The organism is Pseudomonas sp. BAY1663 (assembly GCF_000582595.1).
Classification (GTDB): domain Bacteria; phylum Pseudomonadota; class Gammaproteobacteria; order Pseudomonadales; family Pseudomonadaceae; genus Stutzerimonas; species Stutzerimonas stutzeri_AF.
The window spans coordinates 1-21,910 of sequence record NZ_AZSV01000074.1 but is presented as its reverse complement, the minus strand read 5'-3'; the positions used below and the strand labels follow the sequence as shown (position 1 = coordinate 21,910).

The following is a 21,910-nucleotide window of genomic DNA, read 5'->3' as shown; positions in this document are numbered from 1 at the left end:
TATCAAGCAGCCTGTCCCCCATGAAAATGGCGACGGCTCGCCTCAGCCGGCGATCAGCTGCGCGGCGATGGCGAACATCATCGCCGCGACGCCGAGGTCGATCAGGCGCCAGGTCAGCGGCCGCGCCAGCCAGGGCGCCAGCCAGGCACCGCCGAGCGCCAGTGCCAGGAACCACAGGGTCGAGGCGCTGGCGGCGCCGAGGGTGTAGGCGCCCGGCTCCGGTTGCTGCGCCCCGAGCGAGCCGATCAGCACCACCGTGTCGAGGTAGACATGCGGGTTGAGCAGGGTCACCGCCAGGGCCGCGAGCAGCACGGCGCGGCGCGAGCGTGGCGCGGCGTTGCCGCCCTGCAGGCTCTGCGGCCGGGCGGCGCGCCGGAGCGCGAGTACGCCGTACCAGAGCAGAAACGCCGCGCCGCCCCAGCGGGTGACTTCCAGCAGCAACGGGTTGCTCGCCAGCACGGCGGCCAGGCCGAAGACGCCGAGACTGACCAGCAGCACGTCGCAGAGGATGCACAGGGCCGCGACCGGCAGATGGTGCTCGCGGCGCAGGCTCTGGGCGAGGACGAAGGCGTTCTGCGCACCGATGGCCATGATCAGGCCAGCCGCCACCAGGAGTCCGTTGATATAGCTTTGCCAGATGGCCGTCATGTCCGCTCGCCTTGTGTCGTATTTGCAATGCTGGCGAGTCTGGGGGCTGCTGCGCTATAAGAGAAACGAATCTTGGTTAACTGGCATTAGGAAAACTGATGTTCGATTACAAACTGCTGGCGGCGCTTGCTGCAGTCGTCGAGCAGGCCGGCTTCGAGCGCGCGGCGCAGACGCTGGGGCTCTCGCAATCGGCGGTGTCGCAGCGGGTCAAGCTGCTCGAGGCGCGTGTCGGCCAGCCGGTCCTGCTGCGGGGTACACCGCCCCGGCCAACCGCGCTGGGCCAGCGCCTGCTCAATCATGTGCAGCAGGTGCGCCTGCTCGAACGCGACCTGCAGGGCCAGGTGCCGGCGCTGGACGACAATCGCCTGCCGGAGCGCCTGCGCATCGCCTTGAACGCGGACAGTCTGGCGACCTGGTGGGCTGGTGCGGTGGCGCCGTTCTGCGCCGACCATCGGGTACTGCTCGAGCATGTGGTGGAGGACCAGGCGGTCGGCCTCAAGCGCATGCGCGCCGGGGAAGTGGCGGGCTGCGTCTGCGCCGCCGAGCGGCCAGTGGCGGGGGCGCGCAGCCAGTACCTGGGGGCGATGCGCTACCGCGCGCTGGCGAGCCCGGCCTTCATCGAGCGATACCTGCCGCGGCAGGCGGCGGCCGAGGATCTGGCGCGGGTGCCGGCCATCGTCTTCGGGCCGGACGACCGTCTGCAGCATCGCTACATGGCCGCGGTCGGGGGTACCGAGACGTTCGTCCATCACCTGTGCCCTCATCCGAGGGCTTCGTGCGCATGCTGCAGAGCGGTCTCGGCTGGGGGCTGGTGCCGCAATTGCAGGTGCGCGGCGAACTCGCGCGCGGCGAACTGGTCGATGTGCTGTCGGGACCGCCTATCGATGTGCCGCTCTACTGGCACCACTGGCGTAACGGTGGCGCGTTGCTGGACGAACTGACCCGGCATCTGGTGCGTTGCGCCGGGGTCTGGCTGGTGGCCGAATGAACGACTGCCCGCGCAGGCCTCAGGCGAGTACCCGCTGGCCTCGATAGATCCGCACGCTGGGCCCGCTGTTGGCGCTACTGCGCGGCGGGGAAGGCGGCGGTTCGGGGATCTGGTCGCTGAAGGCGGCGAGCTGGCGGCCCAGGTCGCGGGTCAGCTCGTCGTTGGAGCGCATGCAGCCGGCAAGCATTGCCGTGATGGCGTCCGGCTGGTTGAGGTGGATGTCCAGTTGCTGTTCATCGCGAAGTCTGCGACGCAGGCTGCGCATGCAGTCGATAACCGCCTTGTTCAGCTCCATGAAGTATTCCTCGATTGCCCTTAGGGCCCAACATCCCTGTTGGAAATGTCTATCCGTTGGCGGAACCAACTTAGCAAGGGATGTACCAAGTCCGCGCTGAGCGGCATTCCGCCTGCGGGAATGGCGGCCGAGGCGGCCGATTGCCGCGGCGTGCAGCCCGGCTGCCCGGCATGGCAGGGGGCGATGCCGGCATGTCCGGTTCGCCTCCCGCGGCAGGAAAAAGTGCACCGCAATGCGCGATCCAGGCGGCGCGCTGCTCTAGCCCGGTGCATCCGGCCGGGCAGGCGATCGCCGCTGATGCCCGTCATTCGAATCGTTATACTGCGCGTTGTTTCTTGCTCCGCGCCATTGAAGGTAAACCATGCGCAACGATGCTCACGACGAACTGGAAAACATCCCCAGCCTGACCGCAGGTCGCGACCGTGTGGAGCCCTACCCGGCACCGGATCTCGAGCCGTTGCCCAGGGGCGCGGCCGAGCGGGACGACGATGGCCGCTCCCGGCAGAAGCGCCGCCCCGGCAGCGGCGGCAAGGCGAGCACGGCCCCGCTGTGGGTGATGGTGCTGGCGCTGCTGATCAGCCTCGGCGCGCTGGGCTGGTGGAGCTATCAGAAGATCGCCATGCTGGAAATGCAGCTGGTCGCCACCCAGGAAAGCTTCGCGCGCATCAGCGAGGATGCTGCCGGGCAACTGCAGGATATTTCCGGCAAGGTGGTGGCGAACGAATCCAACGTGACCACCGAAAGCGAGGCGGTGAAGCTGCGGATCAAGCAGCTGGAGCAGCAGGCCACGGAACTCGCCCGCAAGCAGCAGGCCTTCGCCACCGAGCAGCAGAGCCTGGCCGGCCGGCAGGGCAACCAGGACCGCAGCCTGGAAGACCATGGCAAACGCCTGGAGCGCCTGGGCGCCGACCTGCAGGGGCAACAGGGCGCCGCCGCGACCCTGGCCGACAACCTCAAGGCGCTGGGCAGCGAACAGGCAGCGCTGAAGTCCGCGCTGGACGAGCAGGGCAAGCTGGCCGGGCGGGTCGACAGCTTGAGCAAGGACGTTGCGGCGCTCAAGCAGGGCGGCAACCAGAGCCAGGCGATCAGCCGTCTCGAGCAGGACATCCTGGTCCTGCGCAGCGAACTGGACAACCGCCCGGCGCCGAGCAGCAATACCGCGGAATTCGATTCCTTCCGCGCCCAGGTCACCCGCACCATCAATGCCATGCAGGGGCAGATCGCCAACCTGCAGGGGCAGATCGACGCGCGCTAGAACGCGCAAGGCGCGCTTGGCAAGGGCCGCTGGGACAATCCGCGCCAGCGGCCCGAGTGACGCCATTCCCCGCTACAGGTCCCAGGCCAGGGACAGGCCGAGCCCGTGGTCGCGGTTGTCGGTGCCTGGTAGTGATAGTTGGCGCGCACCGCCAGCCCCGGCGCCAGTTGGTGCGCCAGGCCGACGCTGAAGCGTGTCTGGTCGCCGGTCGGGACCGCTCCCGGCAGCTCGAAGCTGTTGCCCGGCACGCTGTTGAGGGACATGCGCAGGTCCTCGCGTTCGTCGTCCTCACGCTCCACTTCCCGCGCCACCTCGCCGAATAGCCGCGTGCGCTCGCTCAGCGCGTAGTCGCCGAACAGGCCGAGCGACAGGCGCAACGAGTCGAGCTCCTGGTCGTGGTAGGTCAGCGCCGTGGAGCGTGCGCCCTTCTCGCTGTAGCCGTCGACCTCGACCTTCTGGTAGCTGGCACCGATGAAGGGGCCGAACTGCAGCCGCTCGCCCACCTGCATCAGGTTGAAGCCGGTCTTTGCCGCGACGCCCCAGAGCGTGCCTTCGGTATCGCCCTTTTCCGCGCGCTCGGTGATGCCGAGGGCGAACGTGCGCTTGAGGTCGTGATAGTCCAGGTAACCGGCGCTGAGGCTGATGTCGGCGAACAGGCGCTGCTGCTCGTAGCGGGCGAAAGCCGTGGCCAGGTAACTGCGCATCTCGTACTCGGAGTCGGCCCGTCCCAGTTCCAGCGTGTTTTCCGCCAGGCCGAGGCTGAGCCCGGCCAGCCAGGCCTCGCTGATCCGCCGGGTGGCGCCCACCGCCAGGCTCGGGCTGTGGCCGTCGCCGCCACCGTAGCCGTCGTACTCGGGGCGCCGGTAGCCGCCCTGGACGAAGGCACGCCAGCTGCCGATCTCCTGCCAGTTGCCGCGCTGGGCCGCCAGTTCGTCGTCGAGCTGGCGCAGGTGCGCGCGCAATGCGGAACGTCCCATTTCCGGCAGCAGCGAGATTTCCCAGGGCGCGGAGAGGATCGAATACATGTAGTCGGCGCTGATCTGGTGGACTGCGGTGGTCGGGTGCACGCCGTCGTTGAACAGCAGCCGGCTCGGGTCCGGGGTGGCGCTGTTGATGCCGTAGGTCGGGTCTTCCAGGCAGTCGGGCGCGGCGGCATCCGGGCCGGGATCGAAGCACACCGAGGTCTGCGGCACGGCCGGGTCGAAACCGAAGCCGGCCAGATCGGCACGCACCTCGCTCAGCAACAGGCGGTTGTTGAGCAGCACGTAGTTGCCGCCCTGGGCCTGCAACTGGGCGGACAATTCGGCATTGAACTGGTCACTCAGACCGTTGAGCATCGCGCCCAGGCCCGGCAGGCTGTTGCCCAGCGGCGTGGTGCCGACGTCCGGCAGGTCCGAGATGACGATATAGCGCGCGCCGGCCGCCTGCAGCGCCGCCACGGCCGCCACCATATTGCCCGCCGCCTGGGCCATGGTGACCGGGTTGCTGGCGAGCTGGAAGATATCGTTGGCGCCGCCGTTCAGGTAGAAGAGGGCATTCGGGTCGACCCTGGGGTTCTCCACCAGGTAGCCGGGGCGTGTGCGGCTGAAGCCGGGCACGGTCGAGGTGCCGGTCAGCGAATCGAGAATCTGGTCGGAGCGGTAACCGCCGACTGCGTAGTTGGTGCCGTCCGGATTGCCGGTCAGCGGCTCGGGCAGGACCGGTGTCGATGGCAGCGACTGCAGCCCCAGCTGGCTGGCGAGCAGCTGCGTGGCCACCTGGCCGGCATATTCCACATTGCCGGCGGCATAGGTCGGGCCGGTACGGTTGGTGAAGCGCAGGCCGCCGGTGGGTGTGCCGTTGGCAAGCGGACTGAACTGGTCGGGGTAGTTGCCGGCATCGCTCAGCGAGTCGCCGAAATTGACGAACTGGCTGAACGGGCCGGAGTCGGCGGTGGCCATGGCGGGGGCGCAGGCGAGCAGCATGGCTGCCGCAAGCGGCTTGAGAGCGCTTTGCACGGGTATCTCCTTATTGTTGTTCTTGTGGATACGTCGCCTGCTCGGGCGACTCGGCCACGCTAGCGGCTGCCGTCCAGGTTCATAAGCCCTCGAAAGGGCGATTTCTCCAGCGCGAGGCCGCTCGCTCTTAAGTATGAGTGGCGCCTTGCTTCGACCGCGCCGCGGGTTGGATGTGCGAGCCGCGGCGAAGCATTTTGTTACCTATCCGTTCAGATAGGGGGTGTTCCTTGTCCTGGCTCAACAGTCGTAGCCATATGGCTGATTAGTATCGCTCGCGCTGACTTTCGCGCCGTCGGCCGCGGCGCGGAACCGGGACGACTCTTTGCCTTGCCTTGAAACGGATTTGAAGTGCCCAGCCATCGGCAGCTGCGCTTGCAGGCTGCATGTCGCTGTGCGAAGAACCAATCCCTCATCGAGTGGACAACAATAAAATGCCATCGCTCATCGATCTGCTGCGCAACCGATTGACCACGCTGCTGCCCAGCGAGCTTAAGCCCAACGAGTTGCGCCACCTGCTGGCGCCCCGGCGCCATTCCCTGCTGCTGTGCCAACGCCGCGCGACGCTGATCGTCAATCGCGTACGGCTGTTCGCCTTCCTCTTCGCAGTGCTGACCCCGCTGTGGAGCCTGATCGATCTGATGGTCTTCGAGACGCCGTTGTGGCTGGCGCTGGCCGGGTTCCGGATGATGGCCTGCCTGGCATTCACCTGCCTGCTGCTGTTCTACCGACCGAGCGGCAACCTGCTGGACGCCTATCGGGCCATCGCGATCCTGTTCGCCATCCCGACCATCTTCTACATCGCCTCGCACACCTTGCTCGGCAGCTACCAGCTGGCGCAATTTTCCGCGGTGGTCGGTGCCGGCTACGCCTTCCTGCCGTTCGTGCTGATGGCGGGGCTGACCATCTTCCCGCTGACGCTGGTGGAAAACCTGGTGCTGGCCTGCCTGCTGTTGCTGGCGCAGGCGCTGGCCGGCTATCTGAGCTGGGCGACCCTGAACTGGCCGTCGTTCGCCGGCGCCTTCTGGCTGCTGATCCTGATCGCCGGCGTCGCCAGCCTGGCCAGCATGAGCCAGCTGGCATTCATGATCGCTCTGGTGCGCCAGGCCATCCGCGACCCGCTCACCGGCATATTCTCCCGTGGCAGCGGCGAGGAAATCCTCCGCCTGCAATGGGACTCGGCGCAGCGCAACGATGGCGCGCTGGCGCTGGCATTCATCGATCTCGATCACTTCAAGTCGATCAACGACAGCCATGGCCACGAAGCCGGTGACCGTGTGCTGCGCGAGGCCGCCGGCCGCCTGGTGGGCACCCTGCGCGGCTCGGACAGCCTGCTGCGCTGGGGCGGCGAGGAATTCCTGCTGATCATGCCGGACACCGACATGGCGCAGGCGCACCAGGCGCTGCAGCGTATCGTCGGGCAGGGGCTGGGCATGCGCCCGGACGGCATGGCGCTGACCGCCAGCATAGGCCTGGCGGAGCGTCGCGCCGACCAGACCGGCGACTTCCGCGAACTGCTCGAACTGGCCGACCAGCGCATGTATAGGGCCAAGACCGAAGGCCGCAATCGCCTGTGCGCGGCTTCGAACGGCGAGCACGCCGAGAACCGCGCCGATAGCTAGCCGCCGGCTCGGCCGTTCAGGTCGAAGACGTACCTGAGGTAGCTGACGAAGGCTTCGTCGCGGCACATGGTCTTGCCCGGCGAGTCGGAGATCTTCGCCACCGGCTGGCCGTTGCAGGCGGTCATCTTGATGACCATGTTGGTCGGCTCCACTCCCGGGATGTCGCAGGTCAGGCCGGTGCCGATGCCGAAACTGGCATTGCTGCGGCCGGCCAGCGCACGGTGGATGTGCAATGCCGAGGCGAAGTCCAGGCCGTCGGAGAACACCAGCTGGCGTGTCATCGGGTCGATGCCCAGGTGCTGGTAATGCGCGATGGCCTTCTCCGCCCATTCGAGCGGGTCGCCGGAATCGTGGCGCAGGCCATCGAAGAGCTTGGCGAAGAACAGGTCGAAATCGCGCAGGAACGCGTCCATGGTGATGCAGTCGGTCAGGGCGATGCCCAGCGCGCCGCGGTACTCGCGCACCCAGCAGTCCAGCGCGGCGATCTGGCTGTCGATCAGCCGCGGGCCGAGCTGCTGGTGCGCCATGATCCATTCGTGGGCCATGGTACCCATCGGCCTGACCCCCAGGGTGCGCGCCAGGTGGACGTTGCTGGTGCCGACGAACCGGCCGGGAAAACCCTGTTGCAGCTGCGCGACGATCATCTGCTGGACGGCGAAGGAGAACCGTCGTCGGGTGCCGAAATCCGCCAGGGTGAAGGTGGCCAGTTCCTCGGCGCTGGCCTGCTGGCGCAGCCAGGCGAATTTTTCCTCCAGCCGGTCGTGCGCCTGCTCCAGGCTGACCGTCGGGTAGCGTGCGCGGTTGCGTACCTCGCTGATGGTCGCCAGCAGCGGCACCTCGAACAGGATCACGTGGAGCCAGGGGCCGCGCAGATGGATCACCAGCTCGCCGCCTTCGACCTCCACGCGCAGGTAGCGCAGGTCGAAGCGAAACAGGCCGAGGAAGCGGATGAAGTCCGGCTGCATGTAGGGAATTCGTTCGAGGAACGCCAGTTCGTCCGGCGTCATCCGCAGGTCGGCAAGCGCCTCGATCTGCTGGCGGATGTCGTCCAGGTAGGGCGCCAGGTTTTCCCCCGAGCGGCTACGGAAGGCCCACTCCACCTCGGCGTTGGGGTAGTGATGCAGCACCGCCTGCATCATGGTGAGCTTGTAGAAATCGGTGTCCAGCAGACTCTGGACGATCCGTTCGGAGAATGCGCTGCTGCTCATCCGGCGACTCCTGGATCGAAGGTTGGCCCATGATCATACGGGAAAGTCGCCGTTGGTCGTCTACGGGCGGTGCGTTTATCCGCCGGTAATAATGTTTGCGCAGTCTGTGCTTTTATGTCGTGGCTTTTTATGTGGGCTGTTTGTGCGGGCTGCCGTGAACTCTATGTTTGCCATGCATTTAATGGCGCGTCGATAGTTTTTATATGCGTTTTCATAAGTGCTCGGTAACTTTCCGTTTTTTCTTATATGAAAAAGAAGGGTGGGAACCGTAGTTCCCACCCCTTTCTTTTACTGCCGCCCGTAATTAGCTGCTGCGGCCGCCGCCGTGGCTGCTCTGACCGCCTTTGCGGCCTGCTTCGGAGGCTTTCTCACGGTCGTTGGCGAAGTTGCCACCGCTGTTGTGGCCGCCCTTGCGGCCTGCTTCGGAAGCTTTCTCTCGATCGTTGGCGAAGTTGCCGGGGTTGTTGCTTGCCATGTCTTTTTCTCCTCAATGGATAGAGACTTTCACACAGGGCTGAAAGAGAGAGGTCAATCAGCCTTCTATGTGTCAGAGGAGGGAACGCTGTAGGAGTTTCGCCAGGATTCCAAGTGCAGACGAATGGTTTTCCCCATGCCATGTAGGACTATGGCTCGGTGGAATTACAAGCGAAACGGTACAACTTTGCGCAGGCAACTTCCGGATATGGGCCAGTGCCTGTTTGGTCAGTTCGGTTAGTCGGTTTCGGCGCTCCGGGCCCCGATACGGCGTTGCCGCTCCTCGTCACAGCGCCTTGTAACCGCACAGGCCACTGGTTGCCGGAGCTCAGGCAGTGAGCGCCTGCTGGCGCTGGGCGAGCAGACGCATCACATAGCCGATCTTCAGCGCCGTGGGGCCGAGGATGACCAGTGCATGCGAGGCGACCAGCGTGCCCAGTGCCAGATGGCGATCGAAGAAATAGGCGCCGCTGACGCCGAGCAGCAACAGCAGCAGGCCGCCGAGCATCAGCGCGTTGGCCATCTTCAGCAGGTGTTGCGGGGCGGGATGATGCCGGAACATGGTTAACCTCCGTGGGGCGAGGTGAAGCCGGCCCGCATCGCGCGGGCCGGAAGCGGGTCACTCGAGGGCCGAGGCCGGGCCGAAGAACTCGTAGCGGGTCTGTCGCTCCGGCACGCCCAGGGCCTTCAGCTGGCGTTTGACTGCGGCCATGAAGGGCCTGGGGCCGAGGAAATAGGCATCCAGGTCCCGGTCGGCCGGCAGCCACTCGGCCAGGCGCTGCTCGGTCAGGCGTCCGACCGCGTCGGGCGCGGCGTCCGCCGCGAGGTGCTCTTCGTAGCAATAGAAGCGCTTGAGTTGCGCGTGGCGTTCGGCGAGGGCATCCACCGCATGGCGGAAGGCGTGCACGCCGGCATTGCGGGCGCAGTGGATGAAATGCACCGGGCGCGAAGTCTTCAGCGCCTGTTCGAGCATCGCCAGGGTCGGGGTGATGCCGACGCCGCCGCTGATCAGCACCAGCGGCTTGTCGCTCGGCTGCAGGACGAACTCGCCGGCCGGGGCGAACAGTTCCAGGCTGTCGCCTTCGCTCATGCCATGCAGCGCATTGGAGACGCGCCCGCCGGGCTCGCGCTTGACGCTGATGCGGTATTCGCTGCCGTTGCCGGCGGCGGACAGCGAATAGTTGCGGCGCACTTCCTCGTCATCGAGCTGCAGGCGCAGGCCGATGTACTGGCCCGGCAGGAAGGTCATCAACGGTCCGCCGTCTTCCGGCTGCAGATGGAACGAGGCAATCTCCTCGCTCTCGGCGACCTTGCGCGCGATGCGAAAGCGCCGGGTCCCGCGCCAGCCACCGGGAGCGGCGGCGCTGGCCTGGTAGAGGCGCTCCTCGGCATCGATGAGGATGTCGGCCAGCTGCTGGTAGGCGGCGGCCCAGGCGTCGATCACCGCGTCGGTGGCGATCTCCTCGCCCAGCACCTCGCGGATGGCCCGCAGCAGGCAACGGCCGACGATCGGGTAATGCTCGGGCAGGACCTGCAGCGCGACGTGCTTGTTGATGACCTGGCCAACCAGCGGGCCGAGGGCCTCGAGCCGGTCGATGTGCCGGGCATACATCAGCACGCCGTTGGCCAGCGCGCGCGGTTGCTCGCCGCTGGCCTGGTGAGCCTGGTTGAACAGCGGGCGCACCTCGGGGTGCTCGCCGAGCATCAGGTTGTAGAAGTGGGTGGTCAGGGCTTCGCCGCCGCTTTCGAGCAGCGGTACGGTGGCCTTGATCAGGTCTCGTTGTTCAGCGCAAAGCACAGGGTTTTCCTCTTGCTGGGAAATGTCCGGTCGCAGGGCGTGCGGGCCGGCTCTGCCTGAGCTGTTTCAATAAGCGTTCCAGGTCTGGAATTGTCTGAAATCAAGGTTTGCGTGAAGGCAAGGGTCGAAACGACCCGGCTGCTGCGCGGTTATCGGAACCCTTTGTGGTGGAATTTACCTTGCGCGAGGAGCCGAACCTCGGTGCTGGCCCTGGCCTCTATATAAGAACCGTCATCAACCGCAGAGGCTGCCATGGAGATCTATCACATCACCCACGAGGACGATCGCTGGGTGCTACGCGAAGAAGGCGACAAGCGCGCACTGATCGAAACATCGACCCGGCAGGACATCCTCGACGAAACCCGCGACTACATGAAACTGCGCACGGCCTCGGTGAGGGTGCATGGCGACGACGGGCGCATCGAGGAAGAACACCTCTACCCGCAGGAACAGGACCCGCTGGCGACCCGTGGTTGAGCCCCGTGGTCCGGGGCTCGCGCGCATGGCGCGCTCCTGCACGCGCTTCCTCCGGGAAACCGGGCGGGCGCCCGGCCGGCGTCAGTCGAGGATTTCGATGCGCAGCGAGTTGGTCGTGCCCGGCTGGCCGAGCGGCACTCCGGCGGTGACCAGCACGGTGTCGCCGCTGCCGGCCATGCCCTGGGCGCGGGCCAGTTCCAGCGCGTTGAGGCAGACCTGCTCCATGTCGCGCATGGGCGCGTCGATCACCGAATACACGCCCCAGGCGACGGTCAGCTTGCGTGCGGTGGCGGGGCTCGGCGTCAGGCTGAGGATCGGCGTCGCCGGGCGCTCGCGCGAGGCACGCAGGCTGGAGCGCCCGGACTCGGTGTAGTTGACCAGCACCGCCACCGGCAGGATGGCGCAGATGCGGCGGATCGCGCAGCTGATGGCGTCCGGCAGGGTGGCCTCGGCGCTCGGCCGGTGCACGTCGAGCTGGGCCTGGTAGTCCGGGCCGCTTTCCACCTGGCGGATGATCTTGCTCATCATGCTCACCGCCTCCAGTGGGTAGTCGCCGGAGGCGGTTTCCGCCGACAGCATCACCGCGTCCGCACCCTCGGCCACAGCGTTGGCCACGTCGGTGACTTCCGCACGGGTCGGGGCCGGGGCGAAGCGCATGGATTCGAGCATCTGCGTCGCAACCACCACCGGGCGGCCGAGCTGGCGGCAGATGCGCACGATGTTCTTCTGGATGCGCGGCACGTTTTCCGGCGGTACCTCCACGCCCAGGTCGCCACGCGCCACCATGATCGCGTCGGACAGCCTGGCGATCTCGCGCAGGTGCTGCACCGCGGAAGGCTTTTCGATCTTGGCCATGAGGAAGGCTCGCTCGCCGATCAGCTTGCGCGCCTCCTGGATGTCCTGCGGGCGTTGCACGAACGACAGCGCCACCCAATCCACGCCCAGCTCGAGGCCGAAGGTCAGGTCCTGGCGGTCCTTCGCCGTCAGCGGCGAAAGCTCCAGCACCGCCTCCGGCACGTTCACGCCCTTGCGGTCGGACAGCTCGCCGCCGGCCACCACGCGGGTCTCGATGGCGTCGGCATGGCGCTCGACGACCGTCAGGCGCAGGCGACCATCGTCGATCAGCAGCTGCATGCCCGGTTCCAGCGCCGCGATGATTTCCGGGTGCGGCAGGTTCACGCGCCGGCTGTCGCCCGGTGTCGGGTCCAGGTCCAGGCGAAAGGCCTGGTCACGCTCAAGGCGGACCTTGCCGGCGGCGAAACGGCCGACTCTGAGCTTGGGCCCCTGCAGGTCCATGAGGATGCCGATCGGCTGGTTCAGCTCCTGCTCGACCTGGCGAATCCAGGCGAAGCGCTCGGCGTGGTCGCTGTGCTCGCCGTGGCTGAAGTTCAGGCGGAACAGGTTCACGCCGGCCTCGACCAGTGCGCGCACGTCGTCGACGCTGCGGGTGGCCGGGCCGAGGGTGGCGAGAATCTTGACCTTCTTGTCGTGTGTCATGGCGGGGCTCTGGGGCAGTTGTTGTTCTGATGCGCGCCTGAACGAGGTGGAGGCCGTCAATCCGACGACGGCAGGATCAGGATGGCGCGAAAGTCGTTGACGTTAGTGCGCGTCGGGCCGGTGACGATCAGGCTGTCCAGCGCGGCGAAGTAGCCATAGCCGTCGTTGTCGGCCAGCGAGTCGGCGGCACGCAGGCCCAGCGCCTCGGCGCGGGCAAAGCTGTCCGGGGTCATCAGCGCGCCGGCGTTGTCCTCCGAGCCGTCGATGCCATCGGTGTCGCCGGCCAGGGCGTAAACGCCGGGCAGACCTTGCAGCGCTTCGGTCAGGGCGAGCAGGAACTCGGCATTGCGCCCGCCGCGTCCGTTGCCGCGCACGGTGACGGTGGTCTCGCCGCCGGACAGGATCACGCAGGGCGCGGCGATCGGCTGGCCGTGCAGCACCACCTGGCGGGCGATGCCGGCATGCACCTTGGCCACTTCGCGTGCTTCGCCTTCCAGATCACCGAGGATCAGTGGGGTGATACCGGCGTCAAGGGCCGCCTGGGCCGCGGCATCGAGGGACTGCTGCGGCGTGGCGATCAGCTGGAAGTGGCTGCGCGAGAGCATCGGATCGCCCGGCTTGAGGGTTTCCGAGCGCGGATCCTCGAGCCAGGCGCGCACATTGGCTGGCACCTCGATGTGGTAACGCTCGAGAATCGCCAGCGCCTCGGCCGACGTGGTGGGGTCGGCGACGGTGGGGCCGGAGGCGATCACCGTGCTTCGTCGCCGGGCACGTCGGAGATCGCGTAGGTGTACACGCTGGCCGGCCAGCAGGCTCTGGCCAGGCGGCCGCCCTTGATCGCCGAGAGGTGCTTGCGCACGCAGTTCATCTCGCCGATGTGCGCGCCGGAGCGCAGCAGCGCCTTGTTGATCGCCTGCTTGTCCGCCAGCGAGATGCCTTCGGCCGGCAATGCCAGCAATGACGAGCCGCCGCCGGAGAGCAGGAAGATCACCCGATCGCTTTCCTCGAGGTTGCTGACCAGCTCCAGCACACGGCGGGCGACGCGCTCGCCGGCGTCGTCCGGGACCGGGTGTGCGGCTTCCACCACTTCGATACGCCGGCAGTCGGCGTGGTGTTCGTAGCGGGTCACCACCAGTCCGGACAGTTCACCTTCCCAGACCTTCTCGATGGCTTCTGCCATGGCCGCGGCCGCCTTGCCGGCGCCGATGACGATGGCTCGGCCGCTGCGGTCTTCGGGCAGGTGGTCGGCGAGTACATGGCGCGGATGGGCGGCCTCGATGGCACTGTCGAACAACTGGCGCAGCAGGGCTTGCGGGTCGAGGGTCATCTGAAGCTCCTTGTATGAGGTCTGCAACCGATTCCAGACCTTAGGGCTCGCCAATGCAAGCGCTAAGGTCTGCAATTGAAATCGACCCGCCCGGCAGTCGGGCCGTGACTCCTTGTGCCGGGCGAATCGAAAAGGTGCCGTCTGGTGACGGCGGTCGGGCTGAGATGCGCAGGTCATGCTGGTCGTGGGGAGACGCGATGATTCCGACCTGACGCACCTCTGGCCCGGCCCTTTGAGCGGCGCTGCGCGGGCGTTGCGATGACCCACCACCCGGTCTGTCTGTCCCTGAAGGTGGGGTCGCTGGCCCATTGCAGCGTGCTCGAAGGCTTTACTCCTTGCGGATCGAGAAGTTGGCCATGTGCTCCAACCCCTTGATCAGCGCCGAATGGTCCCAGCCGCTGCCGCCGATTGCCGCGCAGGTGCTGAACACCTGCTGGGCATTGGCGGTGTTGGGCAGGTTCAGGCCCAGCTCGCGGGCACCGGCCAGGGCGAGGTTGAGGTCCTTCTGGTGCAGGCTGATGCGGAAGCCCGGGTCGAAGGTGCCCTTGATCATGCGCTCGCCGTGCACCTCGAGAATCTTCGAGCCGGCGAAACCGCCCATCAGCGCCTCGCGCACCTTGGCCGGGTCGGCACCGTTGCGTGCGGCGAACAGCAGTGCCTCGGCGACCGCCTGGATGTTCAGCGCGACGATGATCTGGTTGGCCACCTTGGCAGTCTGGCCATCACCGTTCTCGCCGACGCGGGTGATGTTCTTGCCCATCGCCTGGAACAGTGGCAGCGCGCGGTCGAAGGCCGTTTCGCTACCGCCGACCATGATCGACAGGGTGGCCGCCTTGGCGCCGACTTCGCCACCGGATACCGGGGCGTCGAGGTATTCAGCGCCGGTGGCCTTGATCTTCTCGGCGAACTGCTTGGTGGCGGTGGGGGAGATCGAACTCATGTCGATCACCACCTTGCCGGCGCCGACGCCGGCGGCCACGCCATCGGCGCGGAACAGCACGTCTTCGACCTGCGGGGTGTCCGGCACCATGACGATGATGAACTCGGCTTCCTGGGCGACTTCCTGCGGATTGGCCAGGCCGATGGCGCCGGCTTCGGTCAGTTCGGCCGGTGCCTGGTCGTGGTGCTGGGACAGGAAGATCTGATGGCCGGCCTTCTGCAGGTTGATTGCCATGGGCTTGCCCATGATGCCGGTGCCGATGAATCCGATTTTAGCCATGAGTGTTCTCCTCGATTCTGTGGTGCAGGCCGCTGTGCGGCCCGCGTTGCTGCCTGGGCGGCGCGCTGTTGATCAGATGGCGTTGTGGCTTTTCAGCCAGCCAAGGCCGGCTTCGGTGGTAGTGGCCGGCTTGTACTCGCAGCCGACCCAGCCCTGGTAGCCGATGCGATCCAGATGCTCGAACAGGAAGCGATAGTTGATCTCGCCGGTGCCTGGCTCGTTGCGTCCGGGGTTGTCCGCCAGCTGGATATGGTTGATCGCGGCCAGGTTGTTCTCGATGGTGCGCGCCAGGTCTCCCTCCATGATCTGCATGTGGTAGATGTCGTACTGCAGGAACAGGTTGGCGTGACCGACCTTGCCGCGGATCTCCTGCGCCTGGGAGGTGTTGTTGAGGAAGAAGCGCGGAATGTCGCGGGTGTTGATCATCTCCATCACCAGGCGGATGCCGGCCTCCTCGAGCTTCTGCGCGGCGTAGCGCAGGTTTTCGATAAAGGTGATTTCCAGCTGGCCGAGATCGGCGCCACGCGGGGCGATGCCGGCCAGGCAGTTGACCTGGGTGTTGCCCAGCACCTTGGCGTAGGCGATGGCCTTGTCCACGCCGGCGCGGAACTCCTCGACCCGCTCCGGCAGGATGGCGATGCCACGCTCGCCGCCGGCCCAGTCACCGGCCGGCAGGTTGAACAGCACCTGGGTCAGCTTGTTGGCATCCAGCTGAGCCTTGATCTGCTCGGCAGGGAAGTCATAGGGGAACAGGTACTCGACACCGGAAAAGCCGGCCTGGGCGGCAGCGGCGAAGCGGTCCATAAAGTCCTGCTCGGTGAACAGCATCGACAGGTTGGCGGCAAAGCGGGGCATGGTTTTCTCCTGATCTGTAGGGATCACATTCGGTTTCGCATTGCGGTGGTGTGGTGGCCACCCGGGGTGTTGCGTTTGCGGTGGATATGCTTCGCGATATCCACCCTACGGTCCGAAGTGTTCGTAGGATGGAGGGCCGCGAAGCGTCTTCCACGCGTCTGGTTACGGTTGAATCAGTCCAGCAATCCAACCGCGGTCGGGGCATCTTCCCGGCCTGCGGCCAGCGCCTCGAACTCGTTGATCGCGTCGATCTCGGTGCCCATGGCGATGTTGGTCACCCGCTCGAGGATCACCTCGATCACCACCGGCACGCGGTGTTCGGCCATCCAGGCCTGGGCCTGCTCGATGGCCGGGCGCAGGTCTTCCTGCTTGAACACGCGCAGCGCCTTGCAGCCCAGGCCCTCGACCACCGCGACGTGATCGACGCCGTAGCCTTCCATGCCGCTCTGGTCGGCATTGATGTTCTCGAAGCCCAGCTGCACGCAGTAATCCATGTCGAAGCCGCGCTGCGCCTGGCGGATCAGCCCGAGGTAGGCGTTGTTCACCAGGATGTGCAGGTAGGGCAGCTTGAACTGCGCACCGACGGCCAGTTCCTCGATCATGAACTGGAAGTCGTAGTCGCCGGACAGCGCCACCACCTTGCGGGTCGGGTCCGCGGCAACCACACCGAGCGCCGCCGGAATGGTCCAGCCGAGCGGACCGGCCTGGCCGCAGTTGATCCAGTGGCGCGGCTGGTAGACGTGCAGGAACTGCGCGGCGGCGATCTGCGACAGGCCGATGGTGCTGACGTAGCAGGTGTCCTTGCCGAAGGCGTTGTTCATGCACTGGTACACGCGCTGCGGCTTCATCGGCACGCTGTCGAAGTTGGTCTTGCGCAACATCGTGCGCTTGCGTTCCAGGCAGTCGGCGGCCCAGGCGCGGCGATCCGGCAGACGCCCTTCGGCCTTGCGCGCCTTGGCCACGTCGACGAACAGCTCCAGTGCGGCGCGGGCATCGGAGACGATGCCGTAGTCCGGCGCGAATACCCGACCGATCTGGGTCGGCTCGATGTCGACGTGGACGAAGGTGCGGCCCTTGGTATAGGTCTCCACGGAGCCGGTGTGACGGTTGGCCCAGCGGTTGCCGATGCCGAGCACGAAGTCGGATTCGAGCAGGGTCGCGTTGCCGTAGCGGTGGCTGGTCTGCAGCCCGCACATGCCGGCCATCAGCGGATGGTCGTCGGGGATCGAGCCCCAGCCCATCAGCGTCGGGATCACCGGCACGCCCACGGTCTCGGCGAATTCCACCAGCAAGGCCTCGGCCGCGGCGTTGTAGATGCCGCCACCGGCGACGATCAGCGGGCGCTCGGCGGCGCAGAGCATGTCGATGGCTTTCTCGATCTGCTTGCGGGTTGCCGCCGGCTTATAGACCGGCAGCGGCTCGTAGGTGTCGACGTCGAACTCGATCTCGGCCATCTGCACGTCGAACGGCAGGTCGATCAGCACCGGGCCGGGGCGGCCGGAGCGCATCACGTGGAAGGCCTGCTGGAACACGCGCGGGACCAGTGCCGGCTCGAGTACGGTGACCGCCCACTTGGTGACCGGCTTGGCGATGGACTCGATGTCCACGGCCTGGAAGTCTTCCTTGTGCAGGCGGGCACGCGGCGCCTGGCCGGTGATGCAGAGGATCGGGATGGAATCGGCCGAGGCGGAGTACAGGCCGGTGATCATGTCGGTGCCGGCCGGGCCCGAAGTGCCGATGCACACGCCGATGTTGCCAGGCCGGGCTCGGGTATAGCCCTCGGCCATGTGCGAGGCGCCCTCGACGTGGCGGGCGAGGATGTGGCGGATGCCGCCGTCGGCCCGCAGGGCGGAATACAGCGGGTTGATCGCCGCGCCGGGAATGCCGAAGGCGGTGTCGATGCCTTCCTTGCGCATTACCGCGACGGCGGCATCGATTGCTCTCATGCGGGCCATGGTTCTTCCTCCTCGAGGGATCCGATAGTTTTTGTAGGTGGCCCAAGCATGCCGGCCTGGATTCCATGGCGGAATTGGCCGAGACTTCAGTTCTGTCGATATCAGGAGTATCGAATGGACCGCTATACGACCCTGCGCAGCTTCGTGCTGGTGGCCGACTGCGGCAGCTTCGCCGCCGCCGCGCATCAGGAAAACGTCACCCCGGTGGTGATGGGCCGGCGCCTGGATGCGCTGGAGCGGCACCTGGGGGTGAAGCTGATGCACCGCTCCACCCGCGGGCTGTCGCTGACCGACCTGGGCGAGCAGTACCTGGAGCGGGCGCGGGCGCTGCTCAAGGAGTTCGACGAGGTGGATGCCAGCATCAGCCACGACCGCACCTCGGTGCGCGGCCACCTGGTGGTCTCGGCGCCGGCGGCGTTCGGCCGCCGGCACATCGGCCCGCACGCGCCGGCGTTCCAGGCGCGCTATCCGGACCTGCAGCTGTCGTTCAACTTCACCGACAGCGTGGTCGACCTGGTGCGCCACGGCTACGACATGGGCATCCGTATCGGCGAGGTCACCGACCCCAACTACGTGGCGCTCAAGCTGTTCCCCAACCGGCGGGTGGTCTGCGGCGCACCGGAGTACTTCGCCACCCACGGCACGCCGCAGACGCTGGAGGAGCTGGCGCGGCACAACTGCCTGGCGTTCAACCTGCAGGGCGGCCAGCAGCGCGGCTGGACCTTCCTGCGCGATGGCAAGCAGGTGGCGATCCGCGTGGCCGGCAACCTGGACTGCAACGATGGCGAGCTGCTGTTCGACTGGGTCAAGCAGGGCCTCGGGATCGGCTGGCGTTCGACCTGGGAGATCCAGGCCGAGCTCAAGCGCGGCGAACTGGTGACGGTGCTCGACGAGTACGCCCTGCCGGCCTACGACATCCAGGCGGTATACCCGCAGCAGCGCTACCTGCCGGCCAAGGTGCGCTTCTTCATCGACTACCTGAAGGCCATCTACAACGCGCCGGGGTACTGGGAGGTGCGTTGAGATATGTAGGTTGGGTTGAGCTGCGTAGCGGCGAAGCCCAACATCGCACGCAAGCGCTGCCTGATGTTGTGCCCGTTGGGCTTCGCGGCGCTCAACCCAACCTACGTCACTCCGAGCTGCGTCGCTCGCGAGCACCTCCGCACGCTGGTGCGGTCAGAACAGCTGCTACCCTCAAACTCGCCTTCTCGTCGCGAGGCCTGCCGTGGACACGCTGAAAATCGCCACCTTCAACATCAACGGTATCCGTGCGCGCCTGCCGAACCTGCTCGAATGGCTCGAGCGCGAACAGCCCGAGGTGGCGTGCCTGCAGGAGTTGAAGGCCGCCGATGCCGATTTCCCCATCGACGCCATTCGCGGTGCCGGCTACGGCGCGCTCTGGCATGGGCAGAAATCCTGGAACGGCGTGGCGATCCTGGCCCGTGGTGGCGATCCGCTGGAGATTCGCCGCGGCCTGCCCGGCGATCCGGACGACAGCCACAGCCGTTATCTGGAAGCGGCGGCTCATGGCATCGTCGTCGCCAGCCTCTACCTGCCCAACGGCAACCCGCAGCCGGGGCCGAAGTTCGACTACAAGCTGGCCTGGTTCGAGCGGCTGATCGTGCACGCCCGCGGCCTGCTCGACAGCGGCCACCCGGTGGTGCTGGCCGGCGACTACAACGTGGTGCCGACCGACGAAGACATCTACAACACGCGCTCCTGGCTGAAGGATGCGCTGCTGCAGCCGGAAAGCCGCGACGGCTACCGGCGCCTGCTCGCCCAGGGCTGGACCGATGCGTTGCGCGCGCAGCACCCGCAGGCGCGGATCTATACCTTCTGGGATTACTTCCGTCAGCACTGGCCGAAGAACTCCGGCCTGCGTATCGACCACCTGCTGCTCAGCCCCGACCTGGCACCGCGTCTGCGGGACGCGGGCGTCGACCGCTGGGTGCGCGACCAGGAGCATGCCAGCGATCACGCCCCGGCCTGGATCGAGCTGGCCGCGCCACCCGATGGCCCGGCCGCCAAGCGGCGGCGAGCACCGGCCAAATAGTCCCGCCAGCGCGCCTCGCCGGCCGCTGGCGGTTTCGTCGGCGGCCTTCTAAGGTGGGGAAATCGGCGCCCGTGCGGTTGCCCGGGCGTGCACTAGGCTTTCGGCAGGAGGTACGGATGCTCAGGCAAATCGATTCCGCGCTGGCTGCGCAATGCGGGCCGCAATCGCTTCCTCTCCTGGAGATGCTGGAGACGCAGGACCTGTCCCTTGGCGGGATGCTCTGCGAGGCCCTGCATTCGGTACGGACCCATCTCGGCATGGAGGTGGCCTTCATCGCCGAGTTCAGTGGCGAGGAGCGGATATTCCGCTATGTCGATGGCCGTACCGAGCGTGTGACGATCAGCGCCGGTGACGCCGGCCCGCTCGAAGACAGCTACTGCCAGCGTATTGTCGATGGCCGCCTGCCGGAGCTGATCAACGACGCCTCGCAGCTGGCCGAGGCCCTGCTGCTGCCGGTGACCCGCGCGCTGCCGGTGGGCGCGCACCTCAGCGTGCCGATCCGTTTCAGCGACGGCAGACTCTACGGCACCTTCTGCTGTTTCAGCACGCAGCCTGACGGCAGCCTCAACGAGCGGGACCTGAACACCCTGCGGTTGTTCGCCGGTTTCGCCGGCCGCCTGCTCGAATACCAAGTCAGGCGCGAGCGCGGACGTGACGAGATGCAGGCACGGATCCGTTCGGTCCTGGCCGAGCGCGCCTACGCGGTGGTCTACCAGCCCATCGTCCATGTGGGGGAGGGGCGTGTGGTCGGCCATGAGGCGCTGGCGCGCTTTCGCGCGGTGCCGCAGCGCTCCCCTGACCAGTGGTTCGCCGAGGCGGGCCTGGTCGGGCTTCAGCAGGAACTGGAAGTCGCGCTGATCGAGGCGGCTCTGCAGGGGCTCAGGCACCTGCCGGCGGACAGCTACCTCTCGCTCAACGTGTCGCCCGACACGATTCTGGCCGGAGGTCTGGACCAGGTTCTCGGCGGGCAGCCGCTGGACCGGCTGATGCTGGAGGTGACCGAGCATGCCTCGGTTCCGGATTACACGCTCATGGCCGATGTGTTGCGCCCCTTGCGCGAGCGGGGGCTGCGCCTGGCGGTGGACGACGCTGGCGCCGGCTATGCCAGCTTTCGCCACATCCTCAGGCTCAAGCCGGACGTGATCAAACTCGACGGCAGCCTCATCCACAACCTCGACAGTGACGCCGATTGCCGGGCGCTGGCCGCTGCGCTGATCCGCTTCGCCGAGGAGACCGGCTGCAAGGTGGTGGCCGAAGGTGTCGAAACCGAGGCCGAACTCGCGGTGCTGCGCCGGCTGCAGGTCAACAAGGCGCAGGGCTATCTGCTCGGCCGGCCGGCGCCGCTCGAGCAACTGCGCCGCTGAGCACCGCCTTTTGCGCGAAGGTGGCCTGCAGGCCGGTTGCCTCCGGGCGGTTGCGCTGAACCTTTGTTCTTGCGGGGCAGTCGATTTTGAAAGCAGGCCGCGATCATTCCGGCCATTTCAATCGGTCCCGCAGGAGAGAGAAATGGATACGAAAGATACGATTTCCGTACTGAACGATCTGATCGAGACCAGCAAGGATGGTGAGAAGGGCTTCATGGAATGTGCCGAGGACCTGCGCGAGCCGCAGCTCAAGAGCATCATGAACCAGCGCGCGCGCGACTGTGCCACCGCGGCGACCGAGCTGCAGCAACTGGTGCGCACCCTGGGTGGCGCCCCGGAAACCAGCACCAGCGTGGCTGGTGACATGCACCGGCGCTGGGTCGACCTCAAGTCGATGATCACCGGCAAGGACGACGAGGCGATCCTCAACGAATGCGAGCGTGGCGAGGATGTGGCGGTGAGAAGCTACCGCAAGGCGCTGGAGAAGGACCTGCCGGCGGAGGTGCGCACCATCGTCGAGCGGCAGTATCAGGGGGTGCTGCGTAACCATGATCAGGTCAAGGCGCTACGCGATGCGGCACGGGCGCGCGGCTGACCCTGCGCCGGCCGGCCAAGGCGCCGGCTGGCGTTTTTTCACATTTCATGGGGATATGGGTGCTTGGCACCGGACTGGCAAGTTAGGTGTGTTGAATGAAAGTTTTGCTTTCACTGGCGTTTATCGAGCTGCTTGAATACTTGGTTTCGCCCTGCTGGGCGAGTTCCTTTTGGCAGTCGCCCCAAAAGGAACCAAAGTCTTGCCCCTGCATCCGGCCCTGCGCTTCGCTCCGGGTCCGTTCTCTCCATCGCCGCTCCAGGGGTCGGCTTACAAGGGCCATCCATGG

The 21,910-nt window shown here is 66.5% G+C and carries 17 protein-coding genes and 4 pseudogenes; 8 read left to right on the top strand and 13 right to left on the bottom strand.

Annotated features, from left to right (window positions below):
- Window positions 1-42: 42 nt before the first annotated feature.
- Window positions 43-639, bottom strand: a complete 597-nt coding sequence (locus BAY1663_RS17660) for a LysE/ArgO family amino acid transporter (protein WP_164838469.1) — start codon at window positions 637-639, stop codon at window positions 43-45.
- Between the two features lie 107 nt (window positions 640-746).
- Here BAY1663_RS17660 and BAY1663_RS17655 point away from each other — a divergent pair.
- Window positions 747-1,636, top strand: a pseudogene (locus BAY1663_RS17655) (LysR family transcriptional regulator ArgP).
- A 19-nt stretch (window positions 1,637-1,655) separates the two neighbouring features.
- Here BAY1663_RS17655 and BAY1663_RS17650 read toward each other — a convergent pair.
- On the bottom strand, window positions 1,656-1,931 hold the full coding sequence (locus BAY1663_RS17650; protein ID WP_037043233.1) for a hypothetical protein: 276 nt from the start codon (window positions 1,929-1,931) through the stop codon (window positions 1,656-1,658).
- A 361-nt stretch (window positions 1,932-2,292) separates the two neighbouring features.
- On the opposite strand from BAY1663_RS17650, the gene BAY1663_RS17645 reads away from it, so the two are divergent.
- On the top strand, window positions 2,293-3,186 hold the full coding sequence (locus BAY1663_RS17645) for a hypothetical protein (RefSeq protein WP_037043230.1): 894 nt from the start codon (window positions 2,293-2,295) through the stop codon (window positions 3,184-3,186).
- 72 nt (window positions 3,187-3,258) lie between these two features.
- Here BAY1663_RS17645 and BAY1663_RS17640 read toward each other — a convergent pair.
- A pseudogene (locus BAY1663_RS17640) lies at window positions 3,259-5,183 on the bottom strand (autotransporter domain-containing protein).
- A gap of 431 nt (window positions 5,184-5,614) precedes the next feature.
- On the opposite strand from BAY1663_RS17640, the gene BAY1663_RS17635 reads away from it, so the two are divergent.
- Window positions 5,615-6,802, top strand: a complete 1,188-nt coding sequence (locus BAY1663_RS17635; protein ID WP_037043228.1) for a diguanylate cyclase — start codon at window positions 5,615-5,617, stop codon at window positions 6,800-6,802.
- Here the strand turns inward: BAY1663_RS17635 and pncB are convergent.
- From pncB to hmpA, 4 genes and pseudogenes are all read right to left on the bottom strand, one after another.
- On the bottom strand, window positions 6,799-8,010 hold the full coding sequence (pncB, locus tag BAY1663_RS17630) for a nicotinate phosphoribosyltransferase (protein WP_037043225.1): 1,212 nt from the start codon (window positions 8,008-8,010) through the stop codon (window positions 6,799-6,801). The genes BAY1663_RS17635 and pncB overlap by 4 nt on opposite strands.
- A 304-nt stretch (window positions 8,011-8,314) precedes the next feature.
- Window positions 8,315-8,467: pseudogene (locus BAY1663_RS17625) on the bottom strand (general stress protein); the annotation flags it as partial.
- Between the two features lie 345 nt (window positions 8,468-8,812).
- On the bottom strand, window positions 8,813-9,046 hold the full coding sequence (locus tag BAY1663_RS17620) for a hypothetical protein (RefSeq protein WP_037043221.1): 234 nt from the start codon (window positions 9,044-9,046) through the stop codon (window positions 8,813-8,815).
- Between the two features lie 57 nt (window positions 9,047-9,103).
- A complete protein-coding gene (gene hmpA, locus BAY1663_RS17615; RefSeq protein ID WP_037043219.1) occupies window positions 9,104-10,282 on the bottom strand; it encodes an NO-inducible flavohemoprotein in 1,179 nt (392 codons plus the stop codon).
- Window positions 10,283-10,534: 252 nt separating this feature from the next.
- Here hmpA and BAY1663_RS17610 point away from each other — a divergent pair, with 252 nt between their 5' ends.
- Complete coding sequence (locus tag BAY1663_RS17610; protein ID WP_037043216.1) at window positions 10,535-10,759, top strand: DUF2188 domain-containing protein; 225 nt, start codon at window positions 10,535-10,537, stop codon at window positions 10,757-10,759.
- Between the two features lie 81 nt (window positions 10,760-10,840).
- Here the strand turns inward: BAY1663_RS17610 and pyk are convergent, their stop codons facing one another.
- The 5 genes and pseudogenes from pyk to gcl form a co-directional block, all read right to left on the bottom strand.
- Window positions 10,841-12,256: a pyruvate kinase gene (gene pyk, locus BAY1663_RS17605; protein ID WP_037043213.1), complete on the bottom strand. Its 1,416-nt coding sequence runs from the start codon at window positions 12,254-12,256 to the stop codon at window positions 10,841-10,843.
- Between the two features lie 56 nt (window positions 12,257-12,312).
- Window positions 12,313-13,583 (bottom strand): annotated as a pseudogene (locus tag BAY1663_RS17600) (glycerate kinase).
- A 328-nt stretch (window positions 13,584-13,911) separates the two neighbouring features.
- Window positions 13,912-14,802, bottom strand: coding sequence for a 2-hydroxy-3-oxopropionate reductase (locus tag BAY1663_RS17595; protein WP_014597456.1), 891 nt, complete (start codon window positions 14,800-14,802; stop codon window positions 13,912-13,914).
- Between the two features lie 72 nt (window positions 14,803-14,874).
- On the bottom strand, window positions 14,875-15,657 hold the full coding sequence (gene hyi / locus BAY1663_RS17590) for a hydroxypyruvate isomerase (RefSeq protein WP_020308776.1): 783 nt from the start codon (window positions 15,655-15,657) through the stop codon (window positions 14,875-14,877).
- A gap of 173 nt (window positions 15,658-15,830) precedes the next feature.
- Window positions 15,831-17,612: a glyoxylate carboligase gene (gene gcl, locus BAY1663_RS17585; RefSeq protein ID WP_037043210.1), complete on the bottom strand. Its 1,782-nt coding sequence runs from the start codon at window positions 17,610-17,612 to the stop codon at window positions 15,831-15,833.
- 114 nt (window positions 17,613-17,726) lie between these two features.
- Here gcl and BAY1663_RS17580 point away from each other — a divergent pair, with 114 nt between their 5' ends.
- The 4 genes from BAY1663_RS17580 (at window position 17,727) to BAY1663_RS17565 (ending at window position 21,624) form a co-directional block, all read left to right on the top strand.
- The gene (locus BAY1663_RS17580; protein WP_037043208.1) at window positions 17,727-18,635 is read left to right on the top strand and encodes a LysR family transcriptional regulator; all 909 of its coding nucleotides are present in this window, start codon (window positions 17,727-17,729) and stop codon (window positions 18,633-18,635) included.
- A gap of 202 nt (window positions 18,636-18,837) precedes the next feature.
- Window positions 18,838-19,665: an exodeoxyribonuclease III gene (locus tag BAY1663_RS17575; protein ID WP_037043206.1), complete on the top strand. Its 828-nt coding sequence runs from the start codon at window positions 18,838-18,840 to the stop codon at window positions 19,663-19,665.
- Between the two features lie 182 nt (window positions 19,666-19,847).
- A complete protein-coding gene (locus tag BAY1663_RS17570) occupies window positions 19,848-21,029 on the top strand; it encodes an EAL domain-containing protein (RefSeq protein ID WP_371257632.1) in 1,182 nt (393 codons plus the stop codon).
- 142 nt (window positions 21,030-21,171) lie between these two features.
- Window positions 21,172-21,624: a PA2169 family four-helix-bundle protein gene (locus BAY1663_RS17565; RefSeq protein WP_037043204.1), complete on the top strand. Its 453-nt coding sequence runs from the start codon at window positions 21,172-21,174 to the stop codon at window positions 21,622-21,624.
- Window positions 21,625-21,706: 82 nt separating this feature from the next.
- Here the strand turns inward: BAY1663_RS17565 and BAY1663_RS24830 are convergent.
- On the bottom strand, window positions 21,707-21,910 hold a 204-nt coding region (locus BAY1663_RS24830), incomplete at its 5' end, for a hypothetical protein (RefSeq protein WP_218186686.1).